This is a genomic window from Kribbella sp. NPDC049584, from assembly GCF_040675555.1.
In the GTDB taxonomy this organism is placed as follows: Bacteria; Actinomycetota; Actinomycetes; order Propionibacteriales; family Kribbellaceae; genus Kribbella.
In genome coordinates this window covers 556,898-573,181 of sequence record NZ_JBFAPF010000003.1, presented here as the reverse complement: position 1 = coordinate 573,181, position 16,284 = coordinate 556,898, and the positions used below count along the sequence as shown (strand labels likewise).

General features: G+C 67.8%; 15 protein-coding genes and 1 riboswitch. Of the genes, 10 read left to right on the top strand and 5 right to left on the bottom strand.

The window, feature by feature from the left end; genetic code table 11:
- Window positions 1-18 precede the first annotated feature (18 nt).
- The 3 genes from AB0J62_RS14540 to AB0J62_RS14530 all read right to left on the bottom strand — a co-directional run bounded on the left by AB0J62_RS14540 (window position 19) and on the right by AB0J62_RS14530 (window position 5,678).
- A complete protein-coding gene (locus AB0J62_RS14540; RefSeq protein WP_363869429.1) occupies window positions 19-2,676 on the bottom strand; it encodes a family 20 glycosylhydrolase in 2,658 nt (885 codons plus the stop codon).
- 327 nt (window positions 2,677-3,003) lie between these two features.
- Entirely contained in the window at window positions 3,004-3,393 is a 390-nt protein-coding gene (locus tag AB0J62_RS14535) for a hypothetical protein (RefSeq protein WP_363869426.1), read from the bottom strand.
- The gene (locus tag AB0J62_RS14530) at window positions 3,393-5,678 is read right to left on the bottom strand and encodes a CehA/McbA family metallohydrolase (RefSeq protein WP_363869423.1); all 2,286 of its coding nucleotides are present in this window, start codon (window positions 5,676-5,678) and stop codon (window positions 3,393-3,395) included. The genes AB0J62_RS14535 and AB0J62_RS14530 overlap by 1 nt, the downstream gene beginning before the upstream one ends.
- A gap of 122 nt (window positions 5,679-5,800) precedes the next feature.
- Window positions 5,801-5,948, top strand: a riboswitch (cobalamin riboswitch).
- Between the two features lie 39 nt (window positions 5,949-5,987).
- Between AB0J62_RS14530 and AB0J62_RS14525 the strand changes: the two genes are divergently transcribed.
- Genes AB0J62_RS14525 through AB0J62_RS14515 form a run of 3 tightly spaced genes read left to right on the top strand, consistent with a single transcriptional unit; the run spans window position 5,988 to window position 7,776 of the window.
- A complete protein-coding gene (locus tag AB0J62_RS14525; RefSeq protein WP_363869420.1) occupies window positions 5,988-6,203 on the top strand; it encodes a CbtB-domain containing protein in 216 nt (71 codons plus the stop codon).
- A gap of 17 nt (window positions 6,204-6,220) precedes the next feature.
- Window positions 6,221-7,087, top strand: a complete 867-nt coding sequence (locus AB0J62_RS14520; RefSeq protein ID WP_363869417.1) for a CbtA family protein — start codon at window positions 6,221-6,223, stop codon at window positions 7,085-7,087.
- Complete coding sequence (locus tag AB0J62_RS14515) at window positions 7,084-7,776, top strand: (2Fe-2S)-binding protein (RefSeq protein WP_363869414.1); 693 nt, start codon at window positions 7,084-7,086, stop codon at window positions 7,774-7,776. Before AB0J62_RS14520 ends, AB0J62_RS14515 begins: the two co-directional genes overlap by 4 nt.
- Here AB0J62_RS14515 and AB0J62_RS14510 read toward each other — a convergent pair.
- Entirely contained in the window at window positions 7,759-8,364 is a 606-nt protein-coding gene (locus AB0J62_RS14510) for a TetR/AcrR family transcriptional regulator (protein WP_363869411.1), read from the bottom strand. The two genes, AB0J62_RS14515 and AB0J62_RS14510, sit on opposite strands and share 18 nt — an antisense overlap.
- Before the next feature lie 76 nt (window positions 8,365-8,440).
- On the opposite strand from AB0J62_RS14510, the gene AB0J62_RS14505 reads away from it, so the two are divergent.
- Both AB0J62_RS14505 and AB0J62_RS14500 read left to right on the top strand, forming a co-directional pair.
- Window positions 8,441-9,535: an ABC transporter permease gene (locus tag AB0J62_RS14505; RefSeq protein WP_363869408.1), complete on the top strand. Its 1,095-nt coding sequence runs from the start codon at window positions 8,441-8,443 to the stop codon at window positions 9,533-9,535.
- Window positions 9,536-9,575: 40 nt separating this feature from the next.
- The gene (locus tag AB0J62_RS14500) at window positions 9,576-10,322 is read left to right on the top strand and encodes an alpha/beta hydrolase (RefSeq protein WP_363869405.1); all 747 of its coding nucleotides are present in this window, start codon (window positions 9,576-9,578) and stop codon (window positions 10,320-10,322) included.
- Window positions 10,323-10,341: 19 nt separating this feature from the next.
- Here the strand turns inward: AB0J62_RS14500 and AB0J62_RS14495 are convergent, their stop codons facing one another.
- Window positions 10,342-11,025, bottom strand: a complete 684-nt coding sequence (locus AB0J62_RS14495; RefSeq protein WP_363869402.1) for a sigma-70 family RNA polymerase sigma factor — start codon at window positions 11,023-11,025, stop codon at window positions 10,342-10,344.
- A gap of 221 nt (window positions 11,026-11,246) precedes the next feature.
- Here AB0J62_RS14495 and AB0J62_RS14490 point away from each other — a divergent pair, with 221 nt between their 5' ends.
- The 5 genes from AB0J62_RS14490 to AB0J62_RS14470 all read left to right on the top strand — a co-directional run bounded on the left by AB0J62_RS14490 (window position 11,247) and on the right by AB0J62_RS14470 (window position 16,266).
- Window positions 11,247-11,858 carry a hypothetical protein gene (locus tag AB0J62_RS14490; RefSeq protein ID WP_363869399.1) on the top strand — a complete coding sequence of 204 codons (612 nt, stop codon included), beginning with the start codon at window positions 11,247-11,249 and terminating at the stop codon, window positions 11,856-11,858.
- A 118-nt stretch (window positions 11,859-11,976) separates the two neighbouring features.
- Window positions 11,977-12,150: a CsbD family protein gene (locus tag AB0J62_RS14485; protein ID WP_363869396.1), complete on the top strand. Its 174-nt coding sequence runs from the start codon at window positions 11,977-11,979 to the stop codon at window positions 12,148-12,150.
- Window positions 12,151-12,284: 134 nt separating this feature from the next.
- On the top strand, window positions 12,285-13,385 hold the full coding sequence (locus AB0J62_RS14480; protein ID WP_363869393.1) for a beta-propeller fold lactonase family protein: 1,101 nt from the start codon (window positions 12,285-12,287) through the stop codon (window positions 13,383-13,385).
- A gap of 85 nt (window positions 13,386-13,470) precedes the next feature.
- On the top strand, window positions 13,471-15,123 hold the full coding sequence (locus AB0J62_RS14475; RefSeq protein ID WP_363869390.1) for a DUF4091 domain-containing protein: 1,653 nt from the start codon (window positions 13,471-13,473) through the stop codon (window positions 15,121-15,123).
- A gap of 90 nt (window positions 15,124-15,213) precedes the next feature.
- Window positions 15,214-16,266: a Gfo/Idh/MocA family oxidoreductase gene (locus AB0J62_RS14470; RefSeq protein ID WP_363869387.1), complete on the top strand. Its 1,053-nt coding sequence runs from the start codon at window positions 15,214-15,216 to the stop codon at window positions 16,264-16,266.
- Window positions 16,267-16,284 lie beyond the last annotated feature (18 nt).

Below are 16,284 nucleotides of genomic sequence, written 5' to 3'. Positions count from 1 at the left end.
AGGGTGCGGAACGAGTTGTCAGAGTCCGGCGCACTGACCCGACTTCGGGCCGGCAACCGTGTTGGGTTGGCCGGCGTTGGTCGGTGCGGGCGAGTTGCCGGAGCACGTCAGTGGGCCGCTGATGCGGTTGCCGGAGACGATCGTCGAGCCGGTGTTGTTCTGCAGCGACACCGGCCCCTTGATCGTCGACGGTGTGCACTCGCCGCCCGGGTTGCCGAGCCAGACGCGGGTCCGACCCGTGACGCTCACCGGCCCGGACACCGTCGTACCGCAGAGCAGCACGTCGCCCGCGCCGGATGCCGTCACCGGACCCCGGAAGTCTGACCCGGAGGCGTAGAGCCCAGCGCCCGCGGCAACGGTCACCGGTCCGGAGACCGTTGCGCCGTCGAAGCACGCGACCCCCGACGTGACGTTCAGCGGGCCGTTGCGCGTGCCGCTGAGCATCGTCGTACAGGCCGGAACACCGGTCGCGACGAACGGGACGACCCAGGTCTGGGCCTGACGGGTGTAGGTGACAGTGCCGTGATAAGTCCCGTCGGCCGGGTAGGTATGGCTCCCGCTGACGGTCATCAGACTTCGGCCCTGACGCTGGCTCGCCACATAGTCACGTGCGGCGATCGTGCCAGGCTCGGCTGCAGATCCGTCGCCCCAATCGATCGAGGCGGTGACTTCACCCGGCGGAATCGAACCGGCCGCCAGACGTCCGAGCGGCGCGGCGGTGATGGTCCGGTCGACGCCGAAGCGGGTGATCGTGCCCATCGATTCCGGCGTCCAGTTGACCTGGGCGATCGAGCCGTAGTTCACGCCTCCGAACGCCCACCGCGGTCCGGCGACGCTGAGCCGCTGCACGTACGAGTCGTAGTCCTGCGTCAGCACCTTGGGCGACCAGGCCTTCTCCAGGATCCCGGCCAGCCGCGGGAACACCATGTACTCGTTGGTGGCCAGCCCGCGCATCTGCTCGCCCCAGATCGGCGCCTCGATGCCGATGATGTCCTCCGCCTTCGGACCGCCGTACGCCGGTTGGGCCCAGACGGACCGGTACTTCTCGTAGACCCACTCCGGGTCCCACCCGTACGCCTTGTCGAGCTCGGTGCGCGGCGTCCGGCCGGGCGAACCGTCGTACCCGAAGTCGAGGTAGGCGTTCCACTCCGGGGTCGTGATCACGTTGCGGTGCTGGTTGAACCACTCCGGCTTGATCAGCGGCGGACCGCCGCCGGTGTAGTCGGACCAGTAGTGGTTGATCGAGGTCGACCCGGGTGCGTACCCCTCGAGGGCCGGGTTCCAGCCCATCATCCGCTTGCCGTTGTCGTTGACGATCTTCTCCATCTGGCCGATCCACCACTTGTAGTCCTCGTGGGGCATGCCGATGGCCTCGTCGCCGCCGATGTGGATGATCGCTGCGGGGGAGATGGCCGAGAGCTGTGCGATCGCGTCCCGCCAGAAGGCGAGGGCCCGTTCGCTCGCCGGGTCGTTCGGGTTGGTGCAGAAGCGGTCGGTCTGCGTCTGGCCCTGGCAGCCCATCACCGCGACGCCGCCGAGGGACCTGACCGCGGCGGTGGCGTGGGCCGGACCCTCGAGTTCAGGGACGATCTCGATGAAACGGTCGGCGGCGTACTTCACCAGGCCCTTGAAGTCCTCCTGGGTGTAGAAGCCGGCGATGCAGGCTGTTCCGTTGCAGCCGGTGCCGTCGAGAGCGGGGTAGCCCTTGATCTCGAGACGCCAGGACTGCGAGTCGCTCAGGTGCAGGTGCAGCCGATCGCCCTTGAGCGCGGCCAACTGGTCGATCATCGAGCGGATCTCCGGCACGGTCATGAAGTTGCGGGCCGGGTCCAGCTGGAGACCTCGGTGCGGGTACCGCGGGTAGTCGAGGACCGTGATGGGCTGTGCGGTCCACGGACCGGTGCCGGCCGTCGGCGAGTTGATTGCTGCTGGCAACAGTTGTCGCAGGCTGACGAAGCCGTTGAACAGGCCGTGTGCCTGCGGGGCGACGATCTGCACGCCGCCACTCGACACCGTGAGCGAGTAGCCCTCGTCGGTCTTGTCCTGCGGGATGCCGGGCACCGAACCGGTAGCCAGCGAGATGTCGGCGGCGGTTGCGGAGCCGGTCACCACCGGCAGTACGAAACCGGTGGCCGGGCGCAGGTAGCCGGCGAGCACCTCAGCCGTGGCGGTGAGTGCGCTGCTCGAGACGACGATCCGGGACGTGTTCGTGAGCTGCCACGGCTGGCCGCTACCCGGCGTCTGCTTCACCGGCACGGGGATGATCTGTCCCACCGTCGGCGGCGGCTTCGGCCCGGACCAGATCTCGAACTCGTTGATCGTGTACCCCACGGTGGATGTCGTCGCCAGCGCCTGCATCCGGACACACATGACCGGGTCCTGGTGATCGATGACCTGGGAATCCTTGTCGGCGGGATTCACGACGTGGGTCACCGTCGACCACGTCTGGCAGTCGGCGTCCGTCGACACCTGCAGGTCATACTCCGACGGCTTGGCCGGCGAGGTCCACCGGGTGAACACCTCGTACACCGGCGACGGCGTAGCCAGCTTCACCTGGAACCAGTCCTGCGTCGGGTCGTACCCGCTACCCACCGACGCGTAGTTCGACGTCCACCCGTTGTGGACGAACACATCGGTCGCGTTGGCAGGCGCGTACGTCAGCGCGGGCGCGGTCATCCGTTGCGACTTGGCCGACGCGACAGCACCGGGGAGAAGCGAGAGGTTGACACTCTCGGAGGAAGCGGAGGCCGAGGTCGGCGTGCCCGCAGAAACCTGCGGAACCAGCAGTGCGGCGACCAAACCACCAATCGCAAGAGCGGGGACGGCACGCAACGAAAATCTCACGTCACTCCTAACCGGGGCAGCGGCATCAAGCGGACGCGGAGGACGACCGTACCGTGATTTTCTCCCGCACCCCCTCCCCGCACAAGTAGCAATCTTCCTTTCACGGTTTGAGCATCGGCCGGCGGTCGGTGAGTCCGGCGAGCTCGCCTACTACCAGACCTACTGACTGCGCAGAAGTAGATGCATCGCACTGTGGGTGGCAAGACCTCCGAGTGCGCCCAATGCTCGGAAGTTCAGGGTGACGTCGACGACGGTGGGGGAGTCGAAGCGAACGCGGATCGCTCCCTCTTGGCGTGGTTCGCCGGTGAGGTCGTGGGGTGGCAGGTCAAGTTCGACACCGGGCACCGGGTCGCTCTCGATGACGAGTTGCCCGGTGACGTAGCCGTCGTTGACGATCGTCAGGTCGATCGGATGCCAGTGACCCGGGGCGACCGGCTCGACCCGGGTTGCGGTCCGGGCGACGTTCACGCGGGCCTCCGGGTTGATCGTGACGGAGATCGGCGCCTTGGTGTCGACCGGGCCGCAGCAGCCCGCGGGTTCGCCGTACATCAGTCCACCTCTGATTCGTCGCGACGGGCCAGGTAGGCGGCCTGTGCGGCGTCGTACGCCTCGCGGGCCTCGCCTCGCTCGGCTTCGCGGATGAAGCCGGACTTCGCCTTCCAGAGCGCGTCGACCGAGTCGTGCAACCACTGGGCGCTCCGCCGGGACGCGCGGATCGGCTTACCCGCAAGCTCGACAAAGATCGGCTGCGTGTGCACGCTGCGCAGGATCCGCAGCGCCACCCAGGATGAACGCTCCAGCGGTACGTCGAACTCGACCGCCTGCTCGTTGCCGTCAGCAACCAGCTCCTGCGACGCGACCGGGACACCGTTGACGAGCACCTCGACCAGCACGTTGCGGGTCCGGCCGATCCTCGCGCGTTCGAGATGCCAGCCGACCGGAGCGCTGTACGCCGGTTGACCCGCGGCCGGCAAGGCGGGCGGATCTTCGGGCAACCACGCCGCGACGGTCGCACTGACCCGGACCGGTCCGGCGGCATCCGCCGTACGCTCGCGGCTCGTGTCGCCATCGACCGCGAAGTCGTAGACGTGGCTGCGGCCGTCACCGAAGTACGACGCCCTGTTCTTCAGTCCACCGAGCCACGCTTCCAGCGCTTGCGGGCCTTGCGGCGGCTCGGGCAGTTGGACGTAGGTGCGTCCGACGCCTGGGCCGTCGTCGTAGATGCAGGGGTAGTCGGTCTCGCCGAGCATCAGCGTGCGGTAGCCGACGTTCAGCAGGTGGTACCAGATGTTCAGCTCCGCGGCGGGCGCGAACTCGGCGCCGCACTGGAAGTCGGCGGCACCGAGCGGTACGTCGACGATGATCTCGTTCGAGCCGATCGACTGGAAGCCGGGGATCACGTAGTTCGGCAGCTCGTCCGTGCCGACCGACAGGCCCAGTCCGCAGTGCGCGTAGCCGACCATCGCGTTCTGCGCGTGACCCCAGCGCATGACCGGCAGGTTGTACGACGGCCAGTCCTCGATGATCTTCGTCCCGGGATAGTCCTGGTCGGTCAGCCCGAGCAGGATGACGTGCCCGGAGTGGCTCGACGGGAAGCCCGACACCTCGAGGTCGTAGCGCAGCAGGCTCTGGCCATCGTGATCGGTGTCCTGCGGGTCCCAGTTCATGCCCTGCGCCTGCTGCATCGCCGGGTACTCGAGCTCGGCCCGCGGGCTGATCGACGAGCCGCTGAAGAACTGCTTCTGGTGGTAGTAGCACGGACCCCAGGTGAGCACGCTGCCCATCCACAGCCCCTCGCCGCGGACGTGCCGGATCATCGTCTCCGGCGTGACGCCCTCGGACGGCACGCTGTAGTGCGAGCAGCCGCCGGCGTGGATGTGCGGATCGCCGGAGTAGTACCCGTGACGTGCCGGATCGGCCCAGCGATCGAGCTCGATCGTGACCGCGTCGTCCTCGGCCGTCAGGTCGACGTCGACACGGACCTCGCGGTACTCCGGTCCGCGCCGCGCGGAGATCTCGTACTGACCGGCCGGGAGCGTGATGACCTCGCCGGTCGCGCGGTAGACGTGTTCGTGGAAGAACATGTCGGGAGCCAGCCGCATCCCCTTCGACGGGTAGGAGCGCCGTTGGGAGTCGCGAACGGTGAGCGCCGCCACGCAACTGCTCCCGTCGGGTTCGCGGATGTCGAACCGGATGTCGCGCGCGGGCAGGCACTCGAACTCGTACGACGCCTCGTACTGCCGGCTCTCGGATCCCATCCGCCTCCAGGCCATCGCGAGCGGCGGCCTGGTGTAGCTGTGTTCAGCCTCCTCGAGGGCCAGGACGAATCCCAGCTCGCCCTTGTGGGTGCCGCCGTCGCGGCTGTAGAGGCTGATCACCTTGTACTCGACGTCCAGGCCGGAGACGTCCGTCGGACCGGCCAGCTTCACCTCCAGCCAGCTGCGCTTGATCCTCGGGACGATGGTCAACGTGTCCGCCATCGCGATTCGCGCGGCGTGGCTGTGGTAATCGATCGTGCCGAGCACGTGGTTCGACTGCGCGGCGAGATCGCCGATCAGCCGGTGCGGGTTCTCGATCCGGACCAGGAAGCTGCGCCATCCATGCTGGACGAGGCGCGGTCGCGCGGCACCCGGCGTGCTGGTCGGCAGTCCTTGCTCGTCGATGGAGACGTCGACGAGGACATACGGACGGAGCAGGTCCTCGACTGCCGCGGGGGATTGGGAACCGTCGGCCAGCTTGGCCAGCTGACTGGCGAGGTCGTCGGGTAGTGGTTCACCGATAGCGCGGAGTTTCTCAACAGCTCGGGTCGCAGAAGCGTGCAGCGGCTGGAACACGGGGCCTCCTCGGGGTGCACCGGGCCTCCGAGCTTAACGGCCCGACCACGTGCGGCCGGAATCATTTTCCACAGGCCACCCGGCGCGACGGGACCTCGTCGTACGTGATGTGAGCAACCCGCGATTGACGTGCCCCGAAGGCGTCCGTAGTCTCGCAGCGTAGTGACGGCGCAAGGAAGCCGATGAGACTTCGGCACGGTCGCGCCACTGTGAGCCGCTCGCCCCGTGCGAGCGGTGAGTCAGATACTTCGCCGTCACGACGCTCCATTGGATGAGGGACGCACGATCCCCTAGAAGGAGGCTCTACTCGTGAGCAATCTGTCTGCTCCCACCTCGGTTTCCACGCCGGTCGTCGTACCGGTCTCGCGGGCTGTGCTGTGGCTGGTCGGTACGGCGATCGTCGCGTTCGCGCTCTACTACTTCATCGGTGTCGATCAGGGCGCGTACTCGATCTTCGGCAAGGACATGCACATCCACGAGTTCGTGCACGACGCGCGGCACTTCCTCGGCTTTCCGTGCCACTGAGTCTCTGACCGACTGACATGGAAGGGAAATTCGTACTGCGCGGCGCACTCGCCGGCGCAGCGGCCGGGCTGATCGCGTTCGTCTTCGCACGGATCTTCGCCGAGCCCCAGATCCAAGCCGCAATCGACTACGAGAGCGGTCGCGATGCCGCGCAGGACGCGCTCGACAAGGCGGCCGGGCTGCCTGTCGAAGCGGGCGGTCCGGACATCTTCAGCAGGACCCTGCAGGCGAACATCGGCGCCGGTGCCGGCCTCGTGCTGTTCGGTGTCGCGATGGGTGCGCTGTTCGCGGTCGCCTTCGCGATCTGCCTGGGCCGGGTCGGCAAGCTGCGCCCGCGCAACCTGGCGATGCTGGTCGCGCTCGGCGGGTTCCTCGGCGTCTACTTCGTGCCGTTCCTGAAGTACCCGGCCAACCCGCCGTCGATCGGGCACGAGGACACGATCCACGACCGCGGCAACCTGTACCTGGCGATGGTGGCCTGCTCGATCGTGCTGCTGATCGGCGCGGTCCTGCTCGGCAAGCGACTCCGGCCGCGCTTCGGCAACTGGAACGCGACGCTGCTCGCGATCGCGGCGTACGTCGCGATCATCGGCGTACTGATGGCCGTACTGCCCTCGGTGGGGCACCTGGCGGCGAACGTCGAGGAGTACGGGCGGCACGCGACGGAGACTCCGTTGCCGCTGACCGATGCCAAGGGCAACATCGTCTACCCGGGCTTCGATGCGGACAGGCTTTACGCGTTCCGCCTCTATTCGGTCGCTGCCCAGGTGCTGTTGTGGGGTGTCATCGGCCTGATCTTCGGTCCGCTCGCGGAGCGCCTGCTCCAGGCCCGCAAGGCCCGCAAGGTCCGCACGGAGCAGGCGGAGCCGGTTCACACCGCATGACGCTCGACCAGGTCGTTGCCCTCGGCCCGTTCTTCGCGCACGAGCAACACCCCTCGGGTACGGCGCCGGTCGCACCGTGGCGGACCATGTCGGAGCTGCTCGACGACCCCGCCGTACTCGAGGACCGGGTGATGGCCACCCGGGCCTATCTGGCCGCGGCGGGCGGCCAGGAGCCCGAAGCTGTCGAGGTTCGCGTCGCCGCGTCGATCACCCACCTCGGCCTGGTCGCGCGCCTGGTCTCTCCCGCCCTGGCAACTGCAGTCCTGGACGCCGGCGTCCCGCCACTCGACCTTGAAACCGTCTACTGGCAACCGGTCCTGGGCGGAGCCTTCCCCTTGTCACTCGCTCCGCCAGGCAAGTCACGCGACCTCGTCACCGAGGTGTTCGAACGCCCCGTCCCAGCCCTGAACCAGGCCACCCAGCGGTTCTCCGTCTCGGATCACATCCTCCGGGGCAACGTGGCCTCGGCGATCAACGGCGCGTCCGTCGCCCTCGCCAACGCAGCACCCCAGCTCGCAGACCGAGCTACCGAGATGGCCGCCCACCTGCTCGCACACCCGACCGTCCGCGAGGCTCACACCACGACGGACGGGACCTTCCGCCGCCGCAGCTGCTGCCTCATCTACCGAGCCGCGCCCGACCACTCGGGCGCCCTCTGCGGCGACTGTGCACTAGCCGGCGACCGCTGAAGGCGGCCACAGCGCCCGCAACGCATCCGGAGTGTCGGCGACAGCGTCAGGCCCGAGGAGCGCAAGCTGCTGGATATAGCCGACCAGAATGGCGATCGTCACGGACGCCAGTGAATCCGCCGACGGACCGGCCGGCAACGTGTTCGTCCGCTGGTAGTGAGCGACGACTTCGGCCAGCTCGGACCGGAGCCCGGTAAGCATCTCCTCGAACGCTGCGCCGATCCGGGGATCACGCAGCGCCTCCGTCCAGGCCTGTACGCCGATGCCGGCCAGCCCGTTCTCCCGGTGTTTGGCCTGGATGGTTTCGACCGCCGCGGCCAGTGCGGCGCCGAAGGAGCCGTCGGCGCGTTCCTCCGTGACGGCGCGGATCATCGCGCCGATCTGCCGGATGTTGTCCTCGACGATCGCGACCACCACCTCGTCCTTACCGGCGAAGTAGCGGTAGACCGCGCCGGAGGACAAGCCGGCCTCGGCGAACAGATCGTGCATCGACGTCGCGTGGAACCCGTTGCGCGCGAAGGCGCGCCGGGCGGCGTCGAGGATGTACTCCCGCCTGGCGTCGCGATACCTCTCCGAAGTCCTCGGCATGAGCAGAGTATAGTCAAAAGAGAACGATCATTGTCGTTTAGTGAGAGCATCTAACACCCGTCTGAAAGGCGCAGAAGTGCCCAAGAATCCGCTCGTTCACCACCCGCCGTGGCGCCAGCTGCTGATCCTGTCGGTGATCGCACCGCTGATCGTCGGCCTCGCGGTCCTGGCGTTCACCTGGCCGGCGTCCCGGACCGAGGCCCGCAGCCTCCCGGTCGGCGTGGTGGGCACCGGAGTGACCGCACAGAAGGCAGCCGAAGGCCTGACCAGCACCCGGCCGGGCGCTTTCGACCTGCACCTGTATGCCAGCGACGCCGAGGCTCGGTCGGCGATCGAGCATCGCGAGGTGTACGGCGCGTTCGAGGTGAGCAGCCGCCATATCGTCTTCCTGACCGCCAGCGCGGCCAGTCCGGCCGTCGCACAACTGCTGACGTCGGCCGCGGGAGCGATGGCCGGACAGCTCTCGCCGACCACCCAGCCGGCAGCGGAATCAGTGGTCCAGGACGTGGTTCCGACGTCGAGCGACGATCCGCGCGGCTCGACCTTCGCCGCCGCGATGACGCCGCTCGTGCTCGGCGGAGTCATCCTCGCCGTGATGGTCGCAGTACTCGTCGGTTTCAAGCCCGCCCTACGAGAGATCGTGGCGCTGGCGGTGGTCTCGTGCATGGCCGGTGCGTGTGTGCATCTGGTCGCGCAGGACTACATCGGGGCCCTACCGGGGAATCGGATCGGGACCTGGGCTTCGCTGTCGCTGATGCTGTTCGCGATCAGCAGCTTCGTCGCCGGTATGGCTGCGCTGCTAGGCCCCGCCGGTGTCGCGCTCGGCGCCATCCTCATGGTCTTCGTGGGGAATCCGTTCGCGGGAGTGAGTTCGGCGCCCGAGCTGATGCCTTCGGTCGTGGGCCAGTTGGGGCAGCTCATGCCGCCGGGCGCCGGTGCGAACCTGCTCCGGAGCGCCGCCTACTTCAACGGACACGGTGCCGCGCAGCACGCCGTCGTACTCGGTGTGTGGAGTGTCGTCGGGATCGCCGCGATCCTGGAAGGTCACCGCCGGGTGGCCCACCGTCACAATGCCCGCCACAGCAACGACCTCCTCACGGACAGCCCGCTGTACGAGGCGCTGACCGATGTCACAACCGATGTCACAGCCGACACCGGTGTCCGGACATAGAAGGCGAGTGGTTGACCCTTCTACGGAACAGGACAGATTCATGAGCACTGACATCAGTGGTGACACAGGCGGTCAGGCACCACAGGCGACCATCGTGCTGGTGCACGGTGCGTGGGCGGACGCATCGAACTGGTCGGGCGTCATCGATCGGCTGCTGGGCGACGGGTTCACGGTGCGGGCGATCCCGAACCCGTTGCGTTCGCTGCCCGGCGACGCCGCTTCGGTGCGAGCGTTCCTCGAGACGTTGTCCGGTCCCGTCGTCCTGGTCGGTCATTCGTACGGCGGTGCGGTGATCACCAACGCGGCCACCGGGCTGCCGAACGTCAAGGCGCTCGTCTACGTCAACGCGTTCGCGCTCGACGAGGGTGAGACGGCTCTCGAGGCAGCCGGGGCCGACTCCGACCTGTCGAACCCGGATCCGGCGCAGGTGTTCGACTTCGTCCCGGCCGGTCCGCCGACGCCGGCCACCGATCTCTACCTGAAGAAGCCGACCGTGTTCACCTCGTTCGCGACCGGCCTGGACGACGACGAGAAGGCCAAGGTCTACGCGACCCAGCGACCGGGCGCCTTCGGTGGCCTTGCCGACAAGTCCGGCACGCCGGCCTGGAAGACGATCCCGTCCTGGTACCTGATCGGCACCGGCGACAAGATCATCCCGCCGGGCGTCCAGCGGGCGATGGCCGAGCGGGCCGGCTCCGACGTTACGGAGTTCGACGAAGGACACCTCGGCCTGATCAGCGATCCCAAGACGACCACGCAGGTGATCGAACAGGCGGCCCGCAGCTAGGTGAGGATTTCCGGGCTGGTCAGGCGGACAGGTCGGCGGTCAGGAGTTCTTCGAATCCGGTCAGGTCGCCGGCTCGGGCTGCGTCGAGGAACGCGTGTACGAAGTGTTGATGTGACGGTGTGTTGACGATTGTCTGCTTGTCGGTCGCGACCCGTCGCCGGGCGCGGCAGACGAGCTGCCGGCTGTTCGCCGTACCGAGGTGGAGAAACTCGGCCAGCTGCCCGTACGAGTAGTCGAACGCCTCGCGCAGTACGAAGGCGGCGCGTTCCCTGGGCGACAGGCTCTGAAGGACGATGAGTACTGCGCGTTCGACGGCGTCGCTCTGCTCGACCGTCGCCGCCGGGTCCTCGCCGTCGTCGATGCGTTCGGCGGCGGCGGACGCCATCGGGGTCTCATGGCGTCGTCGCGCGGACTGGCTGACGTTGATCGCGAGCCGTGTGGTCATTGTCGCGAGCAGCGCCTGCGGGTTCTCGACCACCGTGCGGTCCGTCCGTTGCCAGCGCAGCCAGGTCTCCTGCACCACGTCCTCGGCGTCGGCCGCACTGGAGAGGAAGCGGTAAGCGATCGCCAGCAATCGCGGACGGACTTCCAGGAAGGTGGCGGCCGCGGCGTCCAGGTCGTCGCCGACTTGCCGTGGGCATGCTGTCTGGACCGCTGAGTTCTTCTCGTCGTACCGCGCCTGCCGTGACCCTGTCGCGTTCACGTTCCCGGCTCCTCTCCGGCTCGTCGCGCCCTTGGGTTTCACGATCCGGCCAGGGGACCCGCGGTCGCGCCACTGAGGAACGTGGGCAGGTACGTAGTAGCCGCCCCTACGTACACGTGGGGCCACTACGTGGTTGACCGGACGGCGGCGCGGTTCGTGACGCGTCGTCACAGCCGGCGCGCTTGTGCGGTCTTACCTTGTGAAGCAGATAGGGGAGCGCGATGAGTTCCACGCCGCAACACCGTGCCGAGCTGTTCGTGATGATGCAGCTGCGGCGACTCAGCTTCGGGCACAACCCGTTGCGCCGGAGAGTCGACCGGATCGAGGCGGCGTTCCTGCTGCTCGCGATCGCGGTCGCGCTGCTGGTGATCCCCGCGGCAGCAGCCCTCGGTACGACGCTGCACGATCGCGCCGAGCAGTCCGCGGCCGACGACCGCGCGAGCCTTCAGCAGGTCCGCGCGCGAACGCTCGAGGGCACGGCCAATGCCGTTCCGTCGACGCTGGGCCTCAGCACCACCTCGGTGCGCGTCAGCTGGCAGGATCGATCAGGGTCCTCGCACGAAGGAAAGACCGACGTTCTGCTCGGTACTCCGGTCAACACCGGCGTGACGATCTGGATCGACGCGGCCGGCGCGATGACGGGCGCCCCAGGAACGTCCGGGGACAGCGACGCCCTCGGGACCGCGATCGCCCTGACCCTCCCGCTGCTCGCCTGGCCCGCGCTCTTCGCCGCGTGGCGACTCGCCTGCCGTCCACTCGACCGCCGCCGCGCCGACGAGTGGGCCCGCGAATGGCGCAAGGTCTCCCCTCGCTGGACCGGCCGTCAATCCTGACCGACCGTCAGGCCGACGTCACAAGCAGCCGGGAGCAGGTGGTGCCCGGCCCCGCGTTTCGCGCGGGCGGTTGGGTGGCACCGGAAGGCGATGATCACCGGAACGGAAGGAGAATCCGATGAGTGCTGGTGACAAGGTCAAGAACGCTGCCGAGGCTGCCAAGGGCAAGGTCAAGGAGACGACCGGCGACGCGACCGACAATCGCGACCTGCAGGCCGAAGGCCGGGCGGAGAAGACAAAGGCCGACCTGAAGCAGGCCGGCGAGAAGGCGAAGGACGCCTTGACGGACTGACAGCAGCTTAAGTTTCACGAACGGAATGGGTCGATAACGGCATCCTTACCGTGCTCGGAAATTCCTCTCGAGGATCGCGGAAAGCCCTACTGTCAAAGGCGTTCCAGTGATTTCCCTGCGTGAGAGGAATTTCCATGCCCATTCATTCCGCCCGGCTGCTGGCGCCCGCGTTCGCTGCCGTTGCCGTGGCCTCGTTGCTGGCGGCCGCACCCGCGAACGCCGCGGTCGACGGACGGTCCGGCGACGTCGTCGGTCACGTCTACGAGACGACGAACGCGGCCGCCGGCAACGCCGTCCAGGTCTTCGATCGTCTTCGTGACGGTCGTTTGCGCGTCGGCGCCACTGTTCCCACCGGTGGTCACGGACTGGGGTCGTCACTTGCTTCGCAGGACGGACTGGTGCGTGACGGCAACCTGCTGTTCGCGGTGAACGGTGGCGACGACACCGTGTCGACACTCGCGATCACCGACCGTGGCCTGGTACGCCGCGATGTCGCGCCCAGCGGCGGCGACCTGCCCGTCAGCGTCACCGTCCGCCACGGGATCGTGTACGTCCTGAACCAGAACAGCGAAACCATCAGCGGTCTCCGCGTCAGCTCCGACGGACACCTGCAACCGTTGCCGCACTCGACGAAGGCGCTCAGCAAGTCCGGCGCAACCCCGACAGCAGCGGCCCAGGTCTCCTTCACTCCTGACGGCCGGAGCCTGGTCGTCACCCACAAGGGCGATCAGACGATCGACACCTTCGCCGTACGCAACGGATATGCCGGTACGGCGACACCGCATCATTCCGCCGGCGTCACGCCGTACGGATTCGATTTCGATCGTCGTGGTGACGCGATCGTCTCCGAGGCCGGCCCGTCAGCGGTCTCGTCGTACTCCGTCAACGGCAATCGTGTGCGGACGATCAGCGCTTCGGTGAGTGACCAGCAGGCCGCGGCTTGCTGGCTCGTCGTCACCCGCGATTACGCCTTCACGGTGAACGCGGCGAGCGCGTCGATCTCGTCGTACCGGATCAGCTCCGACGGACGGCTCCACCTGATCGCATCGGTCGCGGCGACGACGAGCGCCGGGGGATCAGACGCCGCTCTCAGCCCCGACGGCAAGTTCCTGTACGTACGTCTGTCGAACGGCTCGGTCGCTTCGTACGCCATCCATCACGACGGCACGCTCACGAAGCAGCAGGACATCGCCGGCGCGGCCACTGCAGGCACCGCCGGCCTCGCCGCCAACTAACTGCTGGCCAAGCTCCGCAACATTGTGCATTGATGCGCGTATCTGCATCATAGAGTCCACAATTGCGCACAGGAGGATGGTAGGCGTGGCTGGAACGTGGGAGTTTGTGGTCTGCGATGCGCTCGTGAAAGTGCATCCGGTGCGGGACCCGCGTCCCGTGTCGGCCGAGACGCGGTTCCAGGCGTTCCTCGGCGAGCCGGCCTCGTTCCAGTTGGCCTACCGTCCTCCGCTCGTGCCCACGTTCCGCGACCCGAGCCCCCTCCGGGTTCGGGTCGAAGGTACGGCGGCCGACCTGGTCGCGGTGTCGTCCGTCGAGCTCGTTCCTTGCTCGTTCGTCGCCCTCCCGGGACATGACGACGGCTACGAGTTCGACGAGCCCGGCCTGTATCCCGATCTGTTGCGGCCGGTCTCGAACGGCGAGGCTCCGGTCCGGTTCGGCGGCTGGGCAGCGCTCTGGTTCGACGTGACCACGAGCGATCCGGCACGGGCCGGCGTTCACGAACTGACGATCGTGATGACCTCGTCCGACGGCACCGAGCTGCATCGAGCCTCGGTCACCGTTGAGCTCACCGCGATCGAGTTGCCGCCGCTGGACATCGTGTCGAGCCACTGGATGCACCTCGACTCGCTCGTGGATCACTACGGCCTCGAGGTGTTCAGCGAAGAGCACTGGAACGTCGTGGAGCGGTTCATGGCGTCCGCGGCGGAGATGGGCGCCACCTCGCTGCTCGCACCGGTGTGGACGCCGCCGCTCGACACCGCGGTCGGTTCGTACCGCACTGTCGTCCAGCTCATCGAGATCACGGAGACCGCCGACGGGTACGAGTTCGGCTTCGACCGGCTGCGACGGTGGCTCGAGCTCTGTCGACGGACCGGGATCACCGGCGTCGAGGTCGCGCATCTGTTCACCCAATGGGGAGCGAAAGCGACGCCGGGCATCATCGTGGGCCAGGAGCGCGCCTTCGGGTGGGACGTTCCGGCGACCGACGCCCGGTACCGGCAGTTGATGGAAGCGCTGTTGCCGGCGCTGCAGGCCGTGCTGGACGAGGAATGGGATCGCGACCAAGTGGTCTTCCACATCTCGGACGAGCCGTCGGGGGAGGACGGGCTGGCGACGTACCTCGCCGCGAAAGCCGTGGTCGCCGACCTGCTCGAGGGCTGGACCGTCGTCGACGCCCTGAGCGAGCACTCGTTCTACACCTCAGGTGCTGTCGCCGTGCCCGTCGTCGCGACCGATCACGTCGAACCGTTCCTCGCCGAGCGGCCGGAGCGTCTCTGGGTCTACTACTGCGTCTCACAGGATCGCGACGTCGCCAACCGGTTCGTCGGGATGCCTTCGGCGCGCAATCGTGCACTCGGGCATCAGTTGTTCGCGTCGGGCGTGGACGGCTTCCTGCACTGGGGATTCAACTTCTGGTACACCTGGCACTCGATCCGGAGGGTGAACCCGTTCGAGGACACGTCGGCCGGAGGTGCGTTCCCGTCCGGCGACGCCTTCGCGGTGTACCCGGGCCCGGACGGTACGCCGTGGCCGTCGATCCGCCACCGCGTCTTCGCCCAGGCGATGTGGGACCACCGCGCTCTGCAGGCGATCCGCGCGACCCACGGCGGTACGGCGGCGCTGGACATCATCGATCCGGATCGCACCCTGCGCTTCGACCGCCCTGTGCTCGACCCGCAGCACTACTACGAGTCCCGCCGGCGCATGATCGCCGCGTTGTCGACTGCCGCCGAGTGAGGTGCGGCTCGCCCAAGGGGTTGGCAAGCGCTTGCCGGGTTGGCATAGGGTGAGTGGAGTTGAGGTGCTGCCGAGTATCGAGGAGTACGGGTGACTTCCACGCAAGCTGTCAGGTTCGCCGCTGTTGGGCTCGACCACGCGCACATCTTCGGTCAGATCGCGGGCCTGATCGCGGCCGGCGCGGAGTTCGTCGGGATGGCGACCGACGATCCGGCCGCGGCGATCGCGACCCGGGTCCGCGAGCGGTATCCGGACGTTCCGGTGGCCGAGAGCCCGGACGAGCTGCTCGGCCGCGACGGGATCGACCTGATCGTGACCGCCGCCGTACCGGATCGGCGCGGGCCGATCGCCGTCACGGCGTTGCTGGCCGGCAAGGACGTCGTGACCGACAAGCCCGGCTGCGTGAGTCTGGAGCAGTTGGAGGAGATCGAGAAGGCGGTCGGCCGGAGCGGCCGGTTCTGGTCGGTGACGTTCTCGGAGCGGTTCGAGGTGCCGAGCGTGATCAAGGCCGGCGAGTTGGTCCGCGAGGGCAAGATCGGGACCGTCGTACAGACCATCGGCATCGGGCCGCACCGCATCGGTGACCGCGGCCATCTCGGCGGCGGCGCCGGTCGCCCGGACTGGTTCTACGACAAGAGCCGGTACGGCGGCATCCTGACCGATATCGCCTCGCACCAGGTCGACCAGTTCCTCTGGTTCACCGGCGCGCGCACGGCCGAGGTCGTCGCGAGCACGGTCGGGAACTTCGCCAACCCGGACGAGCCGGGCCTGCAGGACTTCGGCGAGATCCTGCTCCGCAGCGAGAACGCGCAGGGCTACATCCGGGTCGACTGGTACACCCCGGCCGGCCTGCCCACGTGGGGCGACGGCCGCCTGATGATCCTCGGCACCGACGGCTACATCGAGCTCCGCAAGTACGTCGACATCGCCGGCCGCGACGGCGGCGACCACCTGTTCCTGGTCAACCAGGAGGGCACGCAGTACATCGACTGCTCCACGGTCCAGACGACGTACTACGCCGACCTGGTTCGCGACGTGCAGGAACGCACGACGTCGGCCGCTCCGCAGGAGCACACCTTCGAGACGATGCGGCTGGCTCTGAAGGCTCAGCAGCAAGCAACCCTCCGGGGCGCCGCAAAGTAGGCACTAGCAAAGTAGGCA